The 18,662-nt window shown below is 68.1% G+C and carries 16 protein-coding genes; 5 read left to right on the top strand and 11 right to left on the bottom strand.

The features are described from left to right. Nucleotides 1–33: 33 nt before the first annotated feature. From HUJ41_RS02380 to HUJ41_RS02360, 5 genes are all read right to left on the bottom strand, one after another. Entirely contained in the window at nucleotides 34–471 is a 438-nt protein-coding gene (locus HUJ41_RS02380) for an ArsR/SmtB family transcription factor (protein WP_179873194.1), read from the bottom strand. Nucleotides 472–631: 160 nt separating this feature from the next. After that, a complete protein-coding gene (locus HUJ41_RS02375) occupies nucleotides 632–1,423 on the bottom strand; it encodes an ABC transporter permease (protein WP_179873193.1) in 792 nt (263 codons plus the stop codon). Beyond that, entirely contained in the window at nucleotides 1,420–2,337 is a 918-nt protein-coding gene (locus tag HUJ41_RS02370; RefSeq protein ID WP_179873192.1) for an ABC transporter ATP-binding protein, read from the bottom strand. Before HUJ41_RS02370 ends, HUJ41_RS02375 begins: the two co-directional genes overlap by 4 nt. Then, nucleotides 2,334–2,630: a transcriptional regulator gene (locus tag HUJ41_RS02365; protein WP_152582213.1), complete on the bottom strand. Its 297-nt coding sequence runs from the start codon at nucleotides 2,628–2,630 to the stop codon at nucleotides 2,334–2,336. The genes HUJ41_RS02370 and HUJ41_RS02365 overlap by 4 nt, the downstream gene beginning before the upstream one ends. After that, nucleotides 2,627–3,283, bottom strand: a complete 657-nt coding sequence (locus tag HUJ41_RS02360; protein WP_179873191.1) for a hypothetical protein — start codon at nucleotides 3,281–3,283, stop codon at nucleotides 2,627–2,629. The genes HUJ41_RS02365 and HUJ41_RS02360 overlap by 4 nt, the downstream gene beginning before the upstream one ends. Before the next feature lie 83 nt (nucleotides 3,284–3,366). Between HUJ41_RS02360 and hrpA the strand changes: the two genes are divergently transcribed. Continuing rightward, nucleotides 3,367–7,239 carry an ATP-dependent RNA helicase HrpA gene (hrpA, locus tag HUJ41_RS02355; protein WP_179873190.1) on the top strand — a complete coding sequence of 1,291 codons (3,873 nt, stop codon included), beginning with the start codon at nucleotides 3,367–3,369 and terminating at the stop codon, nucleotides 7,237–7,239. A gap of 65 nt (nucleotides 7,240–7,304) precedes the next feature. On the opposite strand, the gene HUJ41_RS02350 is transcribed toward hrpA, so the two are convergent. Together HUJ41_RS02350 and HUJ41_RS02345 are read right to left on the bottom strand one after the other, a co-directional pair. Beyond that, on the bottom strand, nucleotides 7,305–7,682 hold the full coding sequence (locus HUJ41_RS02350; RefSeq protein WP_179873189.1) for a hypothetical protein: 378 nt from the start codon (nucleotides 7,680–7,682) through the stop codon (nucleotides 7,305–7,307). A gap of 71 nt (nucleotides 7,683–7,753) precedes the next feature. Then, entirely contained in the window at nucleotides 7,754–8,731 is a 978-nt protein-coding gene (locus HUJ41_RS02345) for a hypothetical protein (protein WP_179873188.1), read from the bottom strand. Between the two features lie 195 nt (nucleotides 8,732–8,926). Here HUJ41_RS02345 and HUJ41_RS02340 point away from each other — a divergent pair, with 195 nt between their 5' ends. Further along, nucleotides 8,927–9,271 (top strand): PadR family transcriptional regulator, encoded by a 345-nt coding sequence (locus tag HUJ41_RS02340; RefSeq protein ID WP_179873187.1) that lies wholly within the window; start codon nucleotides 8,927–8,929, stop codon nucleotides 9,269–9,271. Then, a complete protein-coding gene (locus tag HUJ41_RS02335; protein WP_179873186.1) occupies nucleotides 9,268–10,626 on the top strand; it encodes a hypothetical protein in 1,359 nt (452 codons plus the stop codon). Before HUJ41_RS02340 ends, HUJ41_RS02335 begins: the two co-directional genes overlap by 4 nt. A 206-nt stretch (nucleotides 10,627–10,832) precedes the next feature. Here the strand turns inward: HUJ41_RS02335 and HUJ41_RS02330 are convergent, their stop codons facing one another. Then, entirely contained in the window at nucleotides 10,833–11,204 is a 372-nt protein-coding gene (locus HUJ41_RS02330; RefSeq protein WP_179873185.1) for a VOC family protein, read from the bottom strand. Between the two features lie 93 nt (nucleotides 11,205–11,297). Between HUJ41_RS02330 and HUJ41_RS02325 the strand changes: the two genes are divergently transcribed. Both HUJ41_RS02325 and HUJ41_RS02320 read left to right on the top strand, forming a co-directional pair. After that, on the top strand, nucleotides 11,298–12,029 hold the full coding sequence (locus HUJ41_RS02325) for a maleylpyruvate isomerase N-terminal domain-containing protein (protein ID WP_179873184.1): 732 nt from the start codon (nucleotides 11,298–11,300) through the stop codon (nucleotides 12,027–12,029). After that, nucleotides 11,983–13,038: a DUF2332 domain-containing protein gene (locus tag HUJ41_RS02320; RefSeq protein WP_348531837.1), complete on the top strand. Its 1,056-nt coding sequence runs from the start codon at nucleotides 11,983–11,985 to the stop codon at nucleotides 13,036–13,038. The genes HUJ41_RS02325 and HUJ41_RS02320 overlap by 47 nt, the downstream gene beginning before the upstream one ends. On the opposite strand, the gene HUJ41_RS02315 is transcribed toward HUJ41_RS02320, so the two are convergent. From HUJ41_RS02315 to HUJ41_RS02305, 3 genes are all read right to left on the bottom strand, one after another. Beyond that, nucleotides 13,014–14,771 (bottom strand): amidohydrolase, encoded by a 1,758-nt coding sequence (locus HUJ41_RS02315; RefSeq protein ID WP_179873182.1) that lies wholly within the window; start codon nucleotides 14,769–14,771, stop codon nucleotides 13,014–13,016. The two genes, HUJ41_RS02320 and HUJ41_RS02315, sit on opposite strands and share 25 nt — an antisense overlap. 32 nt (nucleotides 14,772–14,803) lie before the next feature. Then, complete coding sequence (locus HUJ41_RS02310; RefSeq protein WP_179873181.1) at nucleotides 14,804–15,787, bottom strand: ribonucleotide-diphosphate reductase subunit beta; 984 nt, start codon at nucleotides 15,785–15,787, stop codon at nucleotides 14,804–14,806. Between the two features lie 197 nt (nucleotides 15,788–15,984). Continuing rightward, on the bottom strand, nucleotides 15,985–18,471 hold the full coding sequence (locus HUJ41_RS02305) for a ribonucleoside-diphosphate reductase subunit alpha (protein WP_179873180.1): 2,487 nt from the start codon (nucleotides 18,469–18,471) through the stop codon (nucleotides 15,985–15,987). Nucleotides 18,472–18,662: the final 191 nt, after the last annotated feature.

The raw sequence follows: 18,662 nt of genomic DNA, 5'->3' as shown, positions 1-18,662 counted from the left end.
GACTCTCAAGTCGAGCCAACGCAGATTCAGGGTCTATTTCGTATACATTGCCGGCCGCGGAGCGCGGTGAGACCGCTCGAGAGCGTCCGACCTCCTGATGCACCAGCACAACTCGGGGTCGTCGTCCTTCCAGCTCGGTGCCGGCTCGTGGCCGATGTCGTACTCGTGGCCGTCGAGGTCGAGATCGTCGTACTGGGCGCCTTCGCGCAGCTCGAGGATGCGCTCGATGAGGGCGGAGAGGGCGCCGATGACACGCGGGCTCAGCCGATAGACACGCACGTTCTCCGCGGGTCGGCTAATGACGAGCCCTGCCCGAGCGAGCAGCGACAGGTGCTTCGAGATCGCTTCACGCCCGACTCCGCGCTCAGTCTGCACAGCGTTGGCGATCTCGCCCGACGCGTGCTCGCCACTCGCGAGAATCTCGATAATGCGCCATCGCACGGGCTGAGCCAGGAGGAAGAGTGTGTGCATTCGGCGAGTGTGCCTGCTGAGGCATGTGCCGTGAGAGGCACACTCGCGAAACGGGGATACCGCGCGGCAAGCGCCGACTTAGGAGGAGGAGGCGGAGGCGGAGGAGCACTCGCGTCCGCCAGGTGGGCGCCCGGCCGCGGGCGCCCACCCACCCGCGGCGTCAGCGGTAGCGGCGCCCCTCGTCGCGGCGGTAGAGCCACAGCACGAGGGCGGCGGCGGCGAGGGTCCACGCGAGCGCGCCCGCGAGCATCCAGAGATCCGGCGCCGTGCCGTCGACCGCGCTGATGACGAGCTCGCGCGCGTGGCGGGCCGGAATGAACCGCGAGAGCGCGTCGAGCCAGTCGGGGAAGAACTGGGGAGGGAAGAACAGCCCGCCCGCGAACGCGAAGCCGAACATGCCCACTTGGATCACGGCGATCGCCGCCTTCGACGGGAATGCGTACCCGATCGCCGCCCCCAGGAGCAGGAACGGGATGCTCGTGAGCGCGAGCACCACGAGCCCCAGCAGCAGGCCGCTCACCGACACCGTCGCCGCCGTCGCGAGCGCCCCCACCAGCAGTACGGGGATCATCGACGCGAAGCTCAGCGCGCTCGTCGCCGTGAGCTGCGCACTGATGCGCACGGCCGGCGGCAGCGGGAGGCTGCGCAGGTACGGATCCCACGGCTTCTCGCGATTCTCCGCGATCGTCAGGCCCAGGTTGAACAGCGCGCTCACCATGACCGCGAACACCGACAGGGAAATGACCGCCTGCGTCGCCAGCACGGGGTCGTCCGCCACCGCCCGGTTCGGCACGACGAAGAACAGGAGCGACATCGCGGGGAACACCATCGAGCCGATGATCGCGATCGGCACTCGCAGGGTCTCCAGCAGGAGGGCGCGCACGTGCATGCCGTAGAGGCGGAGCATCGAGACGCGGCCCGCAGCGCGGGGCTCGGAAGCGACGGTGGTCATGCGGGGATCCTCTCGGATGGAGCGGTGTCAGACATGGTCAAGGTGAGGAACGCCTCCTCGAGGCTCGCGCCGCGCACCGTCAGCCGTTCGAACGGCAGTGCGCTCGCCACGAGAGTGCGCACGAAGGCATCGGAATCCGACACCGTGAGGTCGAGGCGATCAGCATGATCGCCGTCACCACGCTCGGCGCGCACGACGCCCGCGAGCTCAGCGATGCGCTCCGCGCTCGGCGAGCGCAGCGACACGATGGACGACTCCACCCGCGCACGCACAGTGTCGAGCGAGTCATCGGCGAGCACCCGGCCCTGGTCGATCACGACGACGCGCTCCGCGAGCGCCTCGATCTCCTCCAGGTAGTGGCTCGTGACGACGACCGTGGCGCCATCGGCACGGTGGCGTCGGATGGCCGCCCACAGCCCGTGGCGGGCATCCACGTCGAGGCCCGTCGTCGGCTCGTCCAGCAGCACCAGGCGGGGGCGGCCCGCGAAGGCGAGCGCCACCGCGATGCGGCGCTTCTGGCCGCCCGACAGGGCGCCGCACTGGCGGCGCAGCAGGTCGGCGAAGCCGAACTCCTCGGCCAGTTGAGCTGTCGGCACGCGGTCGGGGAAGTGCGCGGCGACGAGGTCGATGACCTCGCTCACGCGCAAGGTGTCGGGCAACGCCGTCTCCTGCGGTGTGCTGCCCAGCTCGGACCGGAAGCGTGCAAGGCTCGGGTCTCCGCCGAACAGTTCGACGGTGCCCGATGTGGGGCGACGGCGGCCCTGCAGGAGCGTGAGCATCGTCGACTTGCCGGCGCCGTTCGGGCCGAGCAGGCCGAGGATCTCGCCGGAGCGGATCTCGAGACTCACCGCGTCGAGCGCGGTCGTCGACCCGAACCGTCGCGTGACGGAGTCGAGGCGGGCGAGGGCGGTCATTCTTCTCCTCCCAGCACTGCGCGCAGTGCATCGGTGTAGTCCTCGAAGGCGCGACGGCCGCGCCGGGTGAGGGTGACAAACGTGACCGGCGTGCGGCCCTGATGGCTCTTCTCGACGGCCACGTACTCGGCCTCCTCGAGCTTGCGCAGGTGCGTCGACAGGTTTCCGGCGGTCATGTCGAGCAGCTCCTGCAGCCGCGGGAACGTGATGCGGTCCCCCGGCTCGAGCGAGGCGAGCGTCGCCGTGATGCGCAATCGCGCAGCAGCATGGATGACCGGGTCGAGATCGGTCATCGTGCTCGCCTGCTCAGCGACGCGCGCATGACGATCGCCGCGACAAGGAACGCGCCGCCGCCGAGCACCGCCATGACGAGGTTGTTGGTCGGCGCGCCGAAGAACGGTGCGACTGTGCCGGCGACGATGATGACCGCACCGAGAACGAGCTGGTCGATCGAGCGCCAGAGCGCAGCGCCCATGAGGTACATCGCGCCCGCCACGAGAGCGTAGATCGCCGGAAAGTAGAGGCTCTGCAGCGTCGAATCCATGCCGCCCAGCGCCAACGCGACACCGATGAGGTACGCGCCGAGCGAGACGACCGGCCACGCGATGCCGTACACCGCTCCCGAGAAGTTCGAGGGGCCGCGCACCCCGCGATTGAGGCGCATGCCGATCACTGCGGAAATGGCGATCGAGCCGATCAGCAGCGCGCCGAAGATGACCGCGGCGACAGCGAGCGGGATCTGGAACCAAGGGTTGCCGCCCTCGTACCCCGACCACAGGGCGAGGAACCCGACACCCCATGCGACGCCCCAGACCGCGAGGATCCAGGGGATGCCGCTCAACTGGTCGCGCTCGAGAGCGGACTGCTGCACGCGCAGCAGGGCGAGCGCCTCATCGGGGCTCTGCAGGGGCTCGTCGTCGACAGGAGGGGTGGAGTTCGTCGTCATGACTACTTTGTACTGCAAACTACTTTGCCCGTCAACTACCGGGCGGGTGGGGTGGAGCGGCGCAACCGTAGACTGAAGGGCTCATGACTGCGCCCGCGAGCGGCCCCGTGCCGCGCATCCACTACCCGGCTGACCTGCCGGTGTCGCAGCGGCGCGACGACATCGCCACCGCCATTCGCGACCACCAGGTCGTCATCGTCGCGGGCGAGACCGGCTCGGGCAAGACGACGCAGCTGCCCAAGATCCTGCTCGAGCTGGGCCGAGAGCGCATCGCCCACACCCAGCCGCGCCGCATCGCCGCGCGCACCGTCGCCGAGCGCATCGCCGAAGAGCTCGGTACCGAGCTCGGCGGCCTCGTCGGCTACAAGGTGCGCTTCACCGACCAGGTGGGCCGCGATACACGGGTCACCCTCATGACCGACGGCATCCTGCTCGCCGCCCTCCGCGGCGACCGCGAGCTGAAGAACTACGACGCGATCATCATCGACGAGGCGCACGAGCGCAGCCTCACGATCGACTTCCTGCTCGGCTACCTCAAGCAGCTCCTCCCCCGCCGCCCCGAGCTCAAGGTCATCATCACCTCCGCGACGATCGACCCCGAGAGCTTCGCCGCGCACTTCGCCGACGCGCAGGGCCAGCCCGCCCCGATCATCGAGGTGAGCGGGCGCACCTTTCCCGTCGAGGTGCGCTACCGGCCGCTCGTCCCCGACGGCGCCGACGTCGAGAACCTCACCGATCCCGACGACGACGAGAGCGACGGCCCCAGCACCCCCGGTGAGGCCATCGACATGCTCGACGGCCTCATCGCCGCGGTCGACGAGCTCGGCCGCGAGGGCGACGGCGACGTGCTGTGCTTCTTCAGCGGCGAGAACGAGATTCGCGACGCCGCGGATGCCCTGCGCGGGCACCTCGCGAACGCCGGCCCGCGCGGCGCCGCCACCGAGGTGCTGCCGCTGTACGGCCGCCTGAGCGCGGCCGAGCAGCATCGGGTGTTCGAGCGGCCCGCGCCGGGCATCCGGCGCCGCATCATCCTCGCCACCAACGTCGCGGAGACGAGCCTCACGGTGCCGGGCATCCGTTACGTCGTCGACACCGGGACGGCGCGCATCAGCCGCTACTCGGTGCGCGCGAAGGTGCAGCGGCTGCCCATCGAGCCGATCTCGCAGGCGAGCGCCAATCAGCGCTCCGGCCGCTCGGGGCGCACGAGCCCGGGCATCGCGATCCGCCTCTACTCGGAGGCCGACTACGAGCGGCGGCCCGAGTACACCGACCCCGAGATTCTGCGCACCAACCTCGCCGCCGTCATCCTGCAGATGATCTCCCTCGACCTCGGCGACATCGCGCAATTCCCCTTCCTGCAGCCACCAGACAAGCGCGGCATCAAGGACGGCCTCGACCTGCTCACCGAGTTGCAGGCCATCACCACCAAGGACGGCGAGCCGCGCGTCACGAAGGTCGGCCGCGAGATCGCCCAGCTGCCGCTCGACCCGCGCTACGCGCGCATGGTCGTCGAGGCCTCCAGGCTCGGGGTTGCGCGGGAGGTCATCGCGATCGTCGCGGGGCTGAGCATCCAGGACCCGCGTGAGCGGCCGGTCGAGAAGCGGGAGCGCGCCGACCAGCTGCACAACCGGTTCCGCGACCCGACGAGCGACTTCATCAGCCTCTTGAACCTCTGGAACCACCTGCAGAAGCGGCAGCGGGAGCTCAGCGGCAACCAGTTCCGCAAGGAGGTGCGCAGCGAATTTCTCAACTACCTGCGCATTCGCGAGTGGGCTGATGTCGAGCGTCAGGTTCGCCGTCAGGTAAAGGCAGCCGGGAAGAAGCCCGCCGATGGCGAGACGGGAGCCGATGCCACCGCCATCCACAAGGCCATCCTCTCCGGTCTCCTGTCGCACATCGGCCTCAAGGACCCCGCGAAGCGCGACTACCTGGGCGCGCGCCAGCGCCGCTTCATGCTCTTCCCCGGATCCGGGCTCGCGAAGAAGCAGCCCGACGCCGTGATGGCCGCCGAACTCGTGGAGACGAGCAGACTCTTCGCCCGCACCGTCGCCGTCATCGATCCCGCGTGGGCCGAGCCGCTCGCGGGCGACCTCGCCAAGAAGCAGTACAGCGAGCCGCGGTGGGAGAAGCGCCAAGGCTCCGCGGTCGTCACGGAGAAGATCACGCTCTTCGGCGTGCCGATCGTGCCGCGGCGCCGCGCCCAGCTCGCGCGCTTCGATGTGCCGCTCGCGCGCGAGCTCTTCATCCGCCACGCGCTCGTCGAGGGCGACTGGGATACCTCCCGGCTCGACAAGCGCGTCGCCGCTTTCCTGCGCGACAACGCCGCCCTGCGCCGCGAGCTCGAGCAGCTCGAGGAGCGCAGCCGGCGCCGCGACATCCTGCTCGACGACGAGCGCATCGTCGAGTTCTTCGAGGAGCGCATTCCGGCGGACGTCACCGACGTGCGCCGCTTCGAGCGGTGGTGGCGGGATGCTCGCGCCGAGCATCCCGATCTGCTCACGCTGCGCCGCGCCGACCTCGTGGAGGTCGAGGAGGAGCCGGAGCACGACGCCGACGCCTACCCGACCCGGCTCACGCTCGGCGACCAGACGCTCAGTGTGGGCTATCGCTTCGAGCCCGGTGCCGCCGACGACGGCGTCACCGTCACCGTGCCGCTGCCGCTGCTGCCCCGGCTCGACGAGAGCGGCTTCGACTGGCTCGTGCCGGGCCTGCGGCACGAGCTCGTGACGGCGCTGCTCAAGACGCTGCCGAAGGCGATCCGCCGCAACGTCGTGCCCGCCGCGGACTGGGCCCGCAAGCTGCTCGACGCGGTGCCGCAGGGTGCCGACCTGCGCGAGCTGCCGCTCACCGAGTTTCTCGCGCAGGAGATCCGGCGGCAGACCTACACGCCCGTCGACCCCGACGACTTCGAGCTAGACCGCCTGCCCGCCCACCTGCGCATGGGGTATGCGGTCGTCGACGACCGCGGGCGGCGGCTCGCGCGCGGCACCGACCTGCGGGCCCTGCAGGCGAAGCTGCGCGAGCGCACGCGCGACTCGGTGGCCCGCGTCGCGACCGCGGCGGCCCCGAACCCGATCGAGCGCGGCGGCATCACGACGTGGGATGCCTCTATCGGCGACGGCGGGCGGCTGCCTCAGCAGCTCGATACGCGCCGCGGTGAGACGACGATCCGCGCTTACCCCGCCCTCGTCGACGAGGGGGCGAGCGTCGCCGTGCGCGTGCTCGCGACGCCCGAGGAGCAGGAGCGCGCCCACCGCGCCGGCGTGCGCCGCCTCGTGCAGCTCGGCGTGCACTCGCCCCTCTCCTACATCCAGGAGCACCTCACGAGCGCCGAGAAGCTGAGCCTCGGCGCCTCGCCGTACCGCTCGACGGCCGCGCTGATCGACGACGCGCTGCGCGCCGTCATCGATGCCGAGCTGGATGCCGCTGCCGACATCCCTCGTGACGCCGCAGCGTTCGAGTCCGTGCGCGATCGCGTCAATGCGGGCCTGCCCGACCGTCTCTTCGGCGTCGTCTCAACGGTGGCCGGAGTGCTCGCGGCGGCCCGCGAGGCCGACGGGGCGATCAGTCGCGCCTCCTCGCTCGCGCTCATGGCGCCGCTCGCCGACGCGCGCGAGCAGCTCAACGCGCTTGTCTTCGACGGCTTCGTCGGGCGCACCGGGCTCGAGCGCCTCCCGCGCCTCGCCGTCTACGTGCGGGGCATCAGCTACCGTGTCGAGCGCCTCGCCGAGAACCTCGGCCGCGATCGCGCGTGGATGCTCGAGGTCGCCGAGGCTGCCGAGCTCTACCTCCGCGCGGGCGGGACTCTGCCCCTCGCCTCCGACTCGCCGGCTCAGATCGTGGAAGCTCGGTGGATGCTCGAGGAGCTGCGGCTGTCACTCTTCGCGCAGCAGCTCGGAGCCCGCGGACCAATCTCGGCGCAGCGCATCCGGAAGGCGCTTGTCGCTTCCGGATGATTAGCACTGGAGATCACGCGAGACCCGCGCCATCCCGTCATATCTCAATCAACCTTCCGTCGAGGTCAATCGCTCGTGTGCATCGAATCAACCATGCTCGCTGCGTCGCGTCGTTGGGCCGGTGTGAGCCCACTTGACGCGAATTCGAGCACGATGAAGTCGGACACATGCGCGTCGTCCGCTTCAGTGGCATACGTCGCGGCGTCTTCTCGGGTGGCGAAGCGCCAGACAGTGAGCTGGTCGGTACGAACGACCTGAACACAGGGAGCCGGATTGGCGCATAGTGACGCGGAATCGTCGCGGATTCCAGATACTGGGATGTTCGCTTGCGCGTAGGTGTCGATGACATGCCCCGCGTCGATGGTGGAGCGCGGATCACTGCAACCCGACAAGACCACCGCAGCGACGACAACGGGCACGAGGAGACGGGCATGGGTTCGCACCAGAGTTCCTCTCGTTCGCTTGCACGGGTTCCCACGGCCGAAAATTGCTCGACCGCGGGAACCTCGGTCGGTTACCAGTTGCACTGATGGCTCAGGGAGGTCGGGAGCCAATTGGAGAAGTTTGCGCGGAACCGTTCGAGGTTCCACTGGCCCTCAAAGTAGCCTCCGACCACGTGGCAGTCGTACTGCTGCCGGAGGGTTGCCTTGTTGGTAATCGCCGGCCAGGGAGTCCTGAGTTCATCCCACCCGGCACTCTGCATAATCGCGATGCCCGCGGCCAGCCCACCAGCACCGCCACCCTGAGCGAGTCCGGTGTGCATGGACACACCCCATGATGTGCGCGAGAAGTTGTACCTGATGTCCCCGCTCTGAGTGGAAGTCGAAAGGCCCTGGAACAGGTTGATGCCGAGCCACGGATCCGCGACGACCGGGTAAGCCGACGCCTTCCCGTGATCGACGTGCTGCACCAGCGTGTTGCCCTCAACGCGGAACGAAGTCGGCACGACCTCGCCCTTGGCGTCCAATGCCCAAGCTGGCGCGACACCCCCGAGGAAGGTGCCCGCAGCGTTCCAGAACGTTACGAGGCCATCGATATCGCGCACTTCCGCCCCGGCAGGAAGGCTGAGTGAGTAGCGGTACTCGGTTGGCGCGGCTGCACTCTCGATCACGGCCGCGATCTGCACCGAACCGTCCGGCTGGGCGATCGGGACACTCCAGGAGCCGTTCCCGTGGTCGAAACCCGCAAGGCCGTCTCTAAGTTCGGCCCGCGTGCCGGTTTCGAATGGCAGTCCGATGGAAAGGGTGCCGTTGGGCCCGTAGATCACCGCATCGTCGTCCGCGGATACGGGTAGACGAACGGTGAGAGCGTCCTCGTTCGGACGAATGGCCAAATCTGGAATCGTCAAGAACTCGTCGGGTACAGCGTCGAGCGCGATCAGTAGCTCCCGCTCGCCGAGTGACGAATCATCAACGGTCGCGTTCGCCGCCTGGACACTACCGATCGCAAGGGCTGCCGCGGACACTACCGCGGCGACTACTCGCTTCTGCATGTGGACCTCCCGTCTCGTTGAGGTCGTGACCTAGCGAGTCGCGTAAGCAGGAGCCCTACGCGCGAGAATGGCCTCCGCTACGAGGGCAACTCAGATCACTCGCTTTCTGAGCAATAGAGTATGCACTTTACATACTCCGCACAAGGGAATATTTCGCTTCCCTTCATATAGCGGCATGTGGCGTATCATGGAGTCATGACTCACGTGTCACTAGGCGAGTCCGCCTTCTGGATTCTGGCCACCCTCGCCGACAAGCGTCGGCATGGCTATGCAATCATTCGAGAAGTCGAGCGAACCTCCGGAGGTGAGGTGGTGCTCAAAGTGGCGACCCTCTATGCTGCCCTGGAGCGCCTGGAGCGGGTCGGTTGCCTCGTCGCCGACGGCGAGGAGGTAGTCGACGGGCGGGTGAGGCGCTACTACCGTCTGACCGAGGCGGGCCTCGACCGGCTGACTGCTGAGATTCGGCGCCTGGAAGATCGGGCGAGCGCTGCACGCGTACGACTCCAGTCCCGAACAGCGCTGGCTGGGGGACCATCGTGACCGCTGCGCTCGAAGACCAGTACCGTCGACTTCTCGGATGGTATCCGTCGCGATGGCGCGAGCAACACGCCGATGTCATCCTAGGAACATTGATGGAGGCCGCTGAGTCTGAGGGTCGGCAAAGACCGACGATGCGCGAGACGCTCTCGCTGGTCGGCCACGGTCTTGGCGGACGACTCAACGTGCGAAGCGGCATCTTCCTGTCTGCCCTGGGCCTAGCCGCTGCAATCCTGGCCGGGCTCTTGCAGCTCCTTGTGATTCCGTACTTCGGGGCGCCGTGGCTGGGTACCAGCATGCTGGTGCTGCAGGTGTTCCTCGCCCCAGCTCTCATCGCTACCGCGCTGGCCGCGCTGCTTCGAGAGAGCGGCACCCTTGGAGCGCTTGCGTCGCTAGCCGTTGCCGTGCTGGCATTGGCTGGGTTCGCGTCCGCACTTGCCGTGGCCGCGCTGTGGGAGTCGGCGTTCGCTGCTGCAGAAGCGGGAACCGCCGCGACGGCCGACTACAAGGCCGGACTGCTGATCTCCATTGCCGTCGGCTGGGCGACGGGGGCCGCGGCCATCGCCACCGGACTGCAGTCTGCGCTGGTATGCCTTGGCTTCAGCCGCGTCGACCGCTGGGCGTGGGCTGGCCTCGTCGCCGTCTTGGCCGCACCCGTACTCGCGTTGTCTCTACTGTCACCGACCCTGGGCGTACTGAGCGGGATCGTGATCCTGAGTCTATTGCTGAACCACCGTGGCCACCGTGAGCAGCGAGGCGCGCGATCGCTACCGCCGATCGTCGCGGCGGAGCCGGTGTCCGGTTTGGGCCGCGCTGCCGCAGCGTCTCTCGCCTGGCTAGGCTTTGCCATCGGGACCATGTCGGTCGCGTTCGCGCTGACGGGCTCCCATTGGCCCGGGGTCGCCTTGGATGGGACGCAGTCGATGCAATGGGGCATCGCCGGCGGATTCCTCAGTGCACTCATGGTTGTCCTAGCCCTCGCGGGCCTGGCCGTGGTGCGCTATCGCGAGCTCCGTGCGCGCATTTCCCTCTTGGTGGGTATCAGCCTCCTCGGTCTCGTGATCGCAGCCGTGACATCCTTGCCGCTGTTCGACGCGGCATCCCCGATTCGATGGGCCGGCGTGCTCGCCACGGTCCTCTGCGGCGCAGTCTTCTTGGCCACAGTCGCCTACTGGCGCATTCGCGGCTCACGCGGCATGCGCTCGGGGGTGGCGGTAGCAATCGGTGCAGGGTACTCAGTCACCGTGGGCTTCATTGTCACTTTCGCCGTAGCCTTCCTCGCACCCATCACTGGGCTACTGCTCGCGCTGTGGATGTCGCGTGGGTCTCGCCTGGACACAGCAGGAGCACTCAACTAGAAGGAACTCGCGATGCGCTCGAGCGGGCGGAACGTTGCGTCTAGTCTCCGACTCACCGAGGTTGGTAGTGAAGGCCCGCTGGATGCGCTAGGAGTTGCTGATCTCCCGCTCAGTGCAGCAGCTCGGAGCCCGCGGCCCGATCTCGGTGCAGCGCATCCAGAAGCACCTCGCCGGCTAGCCGAATCGAGGGCCCGGCCCCCGCGCTCTCAGCGATGCTGGTCGATGAGGATCGCATTGCCGTCAGGGTCGCGCAGGGTGATGTGGGCGGGGCCCTCGCCGTCGGCGGCAACCTTCTCGTCGAGCTCGATGCCCCGATCGAGCAGCGACGTCTCGATTTGCCGCACGTCGGTGAAGGGGTCGACGTTCTGCGCCTCGGCGGACCACCCCGGATTGAAGGTGAGGATGTTGCCCTCGAACATCCCCTGGAACAGGCCCAGGTTCGTCGTCCCGTTGCGCAGGATCAGCCACCCCTCCTCGGCCTGCCCGCCGACGACCTCGAAGCCCAGGGCGGAGTAGAACTCGCGTGACGCCGCCAGATCCTTCACGGCCAGACTCACAGAAAATGCACCCAGATCCATCGCTGTCTCCTCGTCTACTCGTGTGCGGCCGACTCTAACCCTCGTCACGCCCCTGCGCGAGGGCCACGGGGAGGCGGCGGTTATGCTCGCCGCATGGTCGCCGTCCACTCCGATCCGATCGGGCGCTTCACGATGCTGTCCACCGCGCTCCTTGAGGAAGTCGGCGTGCGTCGCGCCGACGACGCCGTGCACTCTGCCCTGTGGCCGACGGTCGGCGCGGTCGCCGGCCACGTGACTGCCGTCTACCGCTGGGTCACGACGATCCTGCGCACCGGCTCGCCCGCCGATCGCGCAGAGTCGCCTCTCGACGACGACACCAAGACGACGGTGCTGCGGGATGCTCGCACCGAGCTGCTCGCCGAGCTCGAGCGCGACGATCGCGAGTGCTGGGTGATCGGCGGCGCCACCGGCACGACCGCCTTCTGGCGGCGGCGCATGGTGCTCGAGTCGCTCAAGCACCTGCTCGACGTGCGCACTGCGCCCGGCTCCCGATTCGCCGTGCCCTCCGAGCTCGACGCCGAGCTCGCCGCCGACGGCGTCGACGAGTTCCTCGGGGTGTTCCTCGCTCGCAGCCGCGCGTCGCTCGAGCCCCTGCCGGGAGCCGTACGCCTGACCGCGACCGACGCCGACCGTACGTGGACCCTCACGCCCGACTGGTCGCTCGACGACGAGACCGACCCGACGGCGACGATCGAGGGGTCCGCGGCTGCGCTCCTGCTCCTCCTGTGGGAGCGGGCGAGCGCGCTCGACGAGCCCGACCGCTTCCGCGTCACCGGCGATGCCGCGCTGGTGCGCGCGTTCGAAGGCGCGCCGATCCACCGCTGACGTCCTGGGCCTCGCGGTGCCCTGCTACGTTCGGCTCATGAACGCGGTAGCCGATGGGTACCGACGCTGGGCAGCGTTGGAGGCTCACGGTTCGAGCGCTCAGTACGAGGCATGGGCCCTCGCCGTAGCAGCAGACGGAGAGCTGTGTGAGCGAATCAGTGCCCTACCTCGCGAGAAACGGCAGCCCAATCTCCTCTTCGCTGCCGCTCGAGTTCATGGCGCGTCCGCTGACACCGCGGACTTCCCGCACTGGTTGGGACAGAACTGGGATGCGGTCTGCACCACGGTCCTGACTCGCATCAACCAGACGAACGAACCAGCTCGATGCGCTTCTCTCCTGATGGCTCTGAGCCAGATTCCCGGCCCCATCGCTTTGCTGGAGCTGGGTGCATCTGCAGGGTTGTGTCTCATCCCCGATCGATATAGATACCGATTCTTGTCCGACGCCGGCGTTCACGAGCTTCGCCCCCGGAACGAGTCCCGCGGGGTCACGCTCGAGTGCTCACTGATGGCGGTTTCGTCGCCGACTTCGCTCCCCCACATCGTCTGGCGTGCGGGAATCGATAGGTCGTCGGTCGATCTGCAGGACGCCGAGGAGCTGCTCTGGTTCGAGTCCCTAGTCTGGCCAGAGCACGACGAGCGCCGGGTCCGCCTGCGAGACTCCCTCCGTCTTCTCGCTGAAAGCCCTCCTCGGGTGGTCCAGGGCGACCTCCTCGAGTACCTGCCGAGCATCGCTGCCGAAGCTCCGAGCGAAGCGACTCTGGTGATCATGCACAGTGCCGTGTTCGCCTACCTGGACGAGCAGCAACGACAGCTGGCTCAGACCCTGATCGACCGCACCGGCGCGCGCCACGTGAGTCTCGAAGGGGCTTCCGTCATGACAAGCGTTCTCCCGCGGTTGCCGAGCGGGGTGCTCGACGACCCGCGCTTCGTACTCGCGCTCGACGGAGTTCCGATGGGCATGGCCGCGCCGCACGGCGGAAGCTACGAAGCGCTCCCTCTCTCGTAGACGCGGCGGCCGGCGACCCAGGTGCCGACGCAGCGCGTCTCGTGGATGCCCTCGACGGGTCCCGCGAAGGGGTCGCGGTCGGTCGCGGCCAGGTCGGCCACAGCACCCACCTCGATAACTCCGGTGACCTCGGCGTCGCCCCGCCCGCGCCCGTTGATCCACGATGACCCGGCCGTGTAGGCGTCGAGCGCCTCGGCCAGGGTCAGCACTTCGTGCGGGAGCAGCGGCTCGGGGTCGAACTCGGGGTCGTCGACGGGCAGGCGCCGGTTGACGGCGACGTGGATCGCCTGCCACGGGTCGGGCGTCGAGACGGGCCAGTCGCTGCCCGCGCACAGCACCGGCCGAGCATCCCGCCGCTCCGTTACGCCACCCGCATGAAGGATGCTCGCGAACGGGTACTGCTGCGCGCCGCGCTCGGCGCCTACGACGGGCAGGGTGAGCTCGCGCATCTGCGGCTCGTGGCAGGCCCACACGGCCTGCGCGTTCGCAGTCACGCCGAGCTCGGCGAACCGTGCCGCATCGTCGGGATGCACGAACTGCAGGTGCGCGAGGTGGTGGCGCCGCGCATCCGTCGCCTCGCGGTCTGCCCATCCGTTGGCCGCGCGCGCCGCCGCGAAGCCGTCCAGCGCCTCGCGCACCGCCCGGTCGCCGATCGTGTGCACGTGCACGAAGAGCCCCGCCGCGTCGAGGGCGACGATCGCGTCGGTGAGCGCCTGCCCGCCGACGAAGGCGAGCCCGCGCGGGTTCTCGCCCTCGCCGAAGGGGCCGAGGTAGGGCTCGAGCAGGGAGGCCGTGCCGTTCTCGATGACGCCGTCGGCCATGATCTTCACGGCGGTCAGACGGAAGCGCGCAGCGGGCCCGAGGCGGGCAGCGAGAGCGTCGCGGCGGGCGACGAGCTCGCGCACCTGCTCGATGCCGCGATCGCGATCCCACCACATGGCCCCGACGACGTCGGCGGTGAGCTCGCCGCTCTCGAGCGCGGCTGCGTACACGAGCGCCGTGTCGGAGGCGCCGAAGTAGGAGCCGACGATGGCGTCCTGCCAGCCGGTCACGCCGACCGAGTGCAGGTAGCGCTGCGCCTCGAGCAGCGCCGCATGCTCGTCCTCGGCCGTCGTCGGCGGGGCGAAGGCGGAGACGAGTCGCGTGGCGCCCTCGTGCAGCGTGCCGGTCGGACGGCCGTCGGCGTCGCGCTCGATGCGGCCGTCGGGCGGGTCGGGCGTCGACGCGTCGACTCCCGCCACGCGCAGCGCCGCCGTGTTCGCCCACGCACCGTGGTGGTCGCGGTTGAACAGCAGCACGGGCCGGTCGGGCACGACGGCGTCGAGCGCCTCCGCGGTGGGCGTGCCGCCGGGGAATGAGCTCATGCTCCAGCCGCCGCCCGTGATCCACTCGCTGCCCGACACGTCACTGCGGGCCGGATGCTCCCGCGCATGCCGCGCGACGACCTCGAGGTACTCGGCTGCGGTCGACGCCGAGGTGAGGTCGCAGCCGAGTCGCTCCAACCCGCCCTGGATGGGGTGGATGTGGGCGTCGACGAACCCGGCGTGCAGCATCCCGCCCGCGAGATCGACGACCTCGGTGCCGGGCCCGCGCCACGCGCTCAGGTCGGCGTCGATCGCGGCGATGCGCCCGTCGACGACGGCGACCTGCAGCGGCTCGGGGCGTGCGGAACCGCCACGGCCCGCGCCTCGAGGGACGACCCCTCCCAGGAAGAGGAGGTCAGCGTGAGGCACGGGCCGTGGGGGGTTGTCGGCGAAGGGCTCGGCTATGCCGAGGTCTTCGCGTTGACTTCGTACGACGTGTTCGTCGACTCGAAGAAGTTGACGAGCTGCAGCGTGTCGTTCGCCGTCGCCATCCACTTCGCCGGGTTGGTGACGTTGTACTCGGTCTCGAAGCCGAGCTCCTCGAGGCGACGGTCGGCCAAGTACTTCACGTACTGGTTGATGTAGTTCGCGTTGAGGCCGAGGATGCCGCCCGGGAGGAGGTCGTGGTTGTACTGCTCCTCCATCTCGACAGCGTCGAGGATCATCTGACGGATCTCGTTCGCGAACTCCTCCGTCTGCAGGTCTTCATTCTCTTCGAGCACGGTGAGGATGAGGTTGATGCCGAACTTGAGGTGCAGGCTCTCGTCGCGCACGATCCAGTCGACGAGCGACCCGAAGTTGCGCAGCAGATTGCGCTGGCGGAACGACAGGGCGACCATGAAGCCGCTGTAGAACCAGATGCCCTCGAGGATCACGTTGTAGGCGACCAGGTTGCGGATGAAGTCCTGCTTGCCCTCGGTCGTCGTGATGTCGAGCGTGTCTTCCGTCATGCGGCGGATGAACTTGACCTCGAACTCTTCCTTGCGCGCCATCGACGGCACGCTCACGTGCGAGTCGTAGGCGGCCGCGCGGTCGATCGGGAAGGTCTCGAGCACGTACTCGAAGCTCATGCAGTGGTTCGCTTCTTCCCACATCTGCTTCGCGAGGTAGAGGTGCGCCTCGGGAGCGTTGATGTAGGGGTAGACGCCGAACGCGAGCGCCTTGTTGACGAGCAGCTCGTTCGGGTTGAAGTAGCTCATGAGGAACGTGATCGCGTGGCGCTCCTCATCGGTCATCTTCTTGAAGTCGGCGATGTCTTCGCCGAGCTGAACCTCGTTGGGGAACCACGTGTTGGCGACCGCCTGGTCGTACAGCTCCATCGCCCACTTGTAGGTGACGGGCTTGAGCAGCAAGCCCTCCTGAATGCCGGTGCCGAGAATGCCCATGGTCGGTGACTCGTCTTTCTGGTCGTCAGTGCACCGGTGGCCGGTGCGGGTGAATAGGGAGCAAACAGGGGTGGATGCTCGTGCCGAGCGCTGCGCCTACTGGCAGCTCTCGCAGTGCAACTCGTCCATCGGGTCGACCGGCACGAGGTAGTCCACCTCGCCCGTCGTCCCTCCGGAAGCCTGGGGGTCGCGGCGCATCACTCTGCCGCCTTGCTGGCGCCGCCGAAGCCGAAGCCCCGCTTCGGTGCGGACGCACCGACGGTCTCCGCCTCGGTGCTCGCCGGGGCGGCGGAGCCGGAGGACGCCGCGCCGAAGCCCTTGCGCCGCGTGCTCGAGCCGTCGCCGCCGACGGTCTCAGACTTGTTGACCTTGACGGTCGACTGCTCGGCCGTGTGGCGCGGCTTCATGTGCAGGTAGTAGGTCGTCTTGACGCCCCTCTTCCAGGCGGCCGTGTAGATGTCGACCATCTCGTCGACGTCGCGCGTCTCGAGGTACATGTTGCGGCTGATGGCCTGGTCGATCCACTTCTGGGCGCGCGCCGCGACCTCGAGGAAGGCGTACGGCGAGAGCTGGAAGCTCGTCTTGTAGGTGGCCTTGACGTCGTCGGGGATCGCGCTGATGCCCTGGATGTCGCCCTGGCTGCGCAGGATCGACTCGCGCACCGACTCCCACAGCCCGCGCTCGCGCAGCGCCTCGACGAGGTTGCGGTTGACCTCGAGGAACTTGCCCGAGCTCGTGGAGCGGCTGAAGATCTGCGAGAACTGCGGGTCGAGTCCCGGCGTCGTGCCGGCGACGAGGCCGATGGATGCGGTCGGGGCGATGGCCATGAGGGTCGCATTGCGCATGCCGCCCTTGACCTTCTCGCGCAGCGCGTCCCAGTCGAGTCGCGTCGTGCGGTTGACCTGCATCTCGAGGCCGCGATCGGCCTCGGTGAGGTCGATCGTGTCGATCGGCACGATGCCCTGCGACCAGCGCGAGCCGGCGAAGTTGTCGTAGGAGCCGCGCTCCTTCGCGAGCTCGGCCGACTCGTCGATCGCCGCGTAAGAGACGTGCTCCATGATCTCGTCGATGAGGTCGAAGGACTCCTCCGAGTCGTAGGAGTAGCCGAGCTTCTCGACGACATCGGTGAAGCCCATGACGCCCAGACCGATCGCGCGGTTGGTCGTGTTGGCGTGGTCGGCCTCGTCGACGCTCGACACGGTGATGTCGATGAGGTTGTCGAGCTGGCGCACCGCGAGCCGCGCGCTCTCGGCGATCTTCGCGAAGTCGAGCCGGCCATCCACGAGGTGGCGGCTGAGGTTGATCGAGGCGAGGTTGCAGACCGAGATGTTGTCGCGGTCCTGCGGCAGGCAGATCTCGGTGCACAGGTTCGAGAGGTGGATCGTGCCCGTGTTGTTGTTGATCGCGCGGTTGTTGATCGTGTCCTTCCACGTGAGCCACGGGTGGCTGGAGGACTGCAGCGAGATGAGGATCTGCTTGAACTGCTCGCGCGCGCCGATCTTCTTGAACATGTTCAGCTCGCCACGCTCGGCCATCGCCACGTACTCGGCGTAGCGGGCGGAGAAGGCCTTGCCGTAGAGCTCGTTGAGGTCGCTCACCTCGAGCGGGTCGAAGAGGTACCAGTCCTCGTCGTTCTGCACGCGCTTCATGAACTCGTCGCTGATCCAGACGGCCGTGTTGGCGGTGCGGGTGCGGCGGTAGGGGTCGCCGGAGTTCTGGCGCAGGTCGAGGAACTCCGGGAAGTCCATGTGCCAGTTCTCCATGTAGAAGCAGAGGGCGCCGAACTTCTTGCCGCCGCGGCTGACCGCGCGCAGCACCGAGTCGATCGTGTGCATGAACGGGATCGGCCCGGTGGAGGTCGTGTTGTTGGAGCGGATGGGCGAGCCCTGCGCACGAAGCTTGGTCACGGAGAGGCCGATGCCGCCGGTGCCCTTCGTGAGCCACATGACGTCGCGCACGCTCTTGGCGATGTGCTCGATGTCGTCCTGCATCTCCATGACGAAGCAGTTCGAGAGCTGCGGGTAGCTCGTGCCGGCGTTGACGAGCGTGGAGCCCGCGGCGAGGTACTCGAGCGCCGACATCTTCTTGTAGAAGGCGATGGCGTGGCTCGTGGGGTCGGCCTCGTTGAGCGAGAGGCCCATGGCCACGCGCATCCAGAAGTACTGCGGGGTCTCGAGGGGCTGACCGTTGCGCGCCTTGATGCCGTAGCGGTTGTTGAGGGTCACGACGCCGATGTACTTGAGCAGGTCGTCGTGCGAAGGGTCGAGCGCAGCAGCGAGCGCCTCGAGGTCGAAGGCGTCGGGGAAGCGGGAGTCGAGCAGGTTCTCGCTCACGCCGCGCTGAATGTACGCGGCGAAGTGCTCGCGGTGCAGGTCGCGCAGCTCGGCCGCATTCTCGTAGTCGCCGAGCACGCGCTTGTAGATCGTCTTGAGCAGGAGGCGCGCGGCGACGGTGTCGAACGCCGGGTCGTCCTTCACGTTCTGCAGAGCGACCTGGATGACGGCCTCGTCGAGCTGCTGCGTCGTGATGCCGTCGAAGAGGGTGAGCTCGAGCTCGCTCGCGATCTGCGTCACCCACGTGATGTTGTCGTCGAGGCCCTGGGCGGCGTGCTCGATGGCGAGGTTGATCTTGTTGGCGTCGTACGCCTCTCGGCTTCCATCGCGCTTGACAACGGTGATGCTCACGTCTGCTCCCTCAGTGTTTCGCCGGTGCCGCCGCCTCGCTGTCGTGCGAAACGGCGTCCACGGTCGGAAAAAGCCCCGAAATCCGGGCTCTGCACGCCTTCCCCCGGCGCACGGTGTGATCACTATATATCGGGTGCCGCGTCGGATCGGCACCCAACATCTTGTGGGCGTGTCGTCCACACCTGTGCATA

The organism is Microcella indica (assembly GCF_013414345.1).
Classification (GTDB): domain Bacteria; phylum Actinomycetota; class Actinomycetes; order Actinomycetales; family Microbacteriaceae; genus Microcella; species Microcella indica.
The sequence above is the reverse complement of the archived record's forward strand: the minus strand, read 5'-3'. Positions and strand labels throughout refer to the sequence as shown.

Coding starts and splice junctions, on each gene's coding strand:
- HUJ41_RS02360 (WP_179873191.1), bottom strand. CDS start 3,283: ATGACGACGAACTCCACCCCTCCTGTCGACGACGAGCCCCTGCAGAGC.
- HUJ41_RS02340 (WP_179873187.1), top strand. CDS start 8,927: ATGACTCACGTGTCACTAGGCGAGTCCGCCTTCTGGATTCTGGCCACC.
- HUJ41_RS02310 (WP_179873181.1), bottom strand. CDS start 15,787: ATGGGCATTCTCGGCACCGGCATTCAGGAGGGCTTGCTGCTCAAGCCC.
- HUJ41_RS02320 (WP_348531837.1), top strand. CDS start 11,983: ATGCCGCGCTGGTGCGCGCGTTCGAAGGCGCGCCGATCCACCGCTGAC.
- HUJ41_RS02365 (WP_152582213.1), bottom strand. CDS start 2,630: ATGACCGATCTCGACCCGGTCATCCATGCTGCTGCGCGATTGCGCATC.
- HUJ41_RS02345 (WP_179873188.1), bottom strand. CDS start 8,731: ATGCAGAAGCGAGTAGTCGCCGCGGTAGTGTCCGCGGCAGCCCTTGCG.
- HUJ41_RS02370 (WP_179873192.1), bottom strand. CDS start 2,337: ATGACCGCCCTCGCCCGCCTCGACTCCGTCACGCGACGGTTCGGGTCG.
- HUJ41_RS02380 (WP_179873194.1), bottom strand. CDS start 471: ATGCACACACTCTTCCTCCTGGCTCAGCCCGTGCGATGGCGCATTATC.
- HUJ41_RS02330 (WP_179873185.1), bottom strand. CDS start 11,204: ATGGATCTGGGTGCATTTTCTGTGAGTCTGGCCGTGAAGGATCTGGCG.
- hrpA (WP_179873190.1), top strand. CDS start 3,367: ATGACTGCGCCCGCGAGCGGCCCCGTGCCGCGCATCCACTACCCGGCT.
- HUJ41_RS02375 (WP_179873193.1), bottom strand. CDS start 1,423: ATGACCACCGTCGCTTCCGAGCCCCGCGCTGCGGGCCGCGTCTCGATG.
- HUJ41_RS02325 (WP_179873184.1), top strand. CDS start 11,298: ATGGTCGCCGTCCACTCCGATCCGATCGGGCGCTTCACGATGCTGTCC.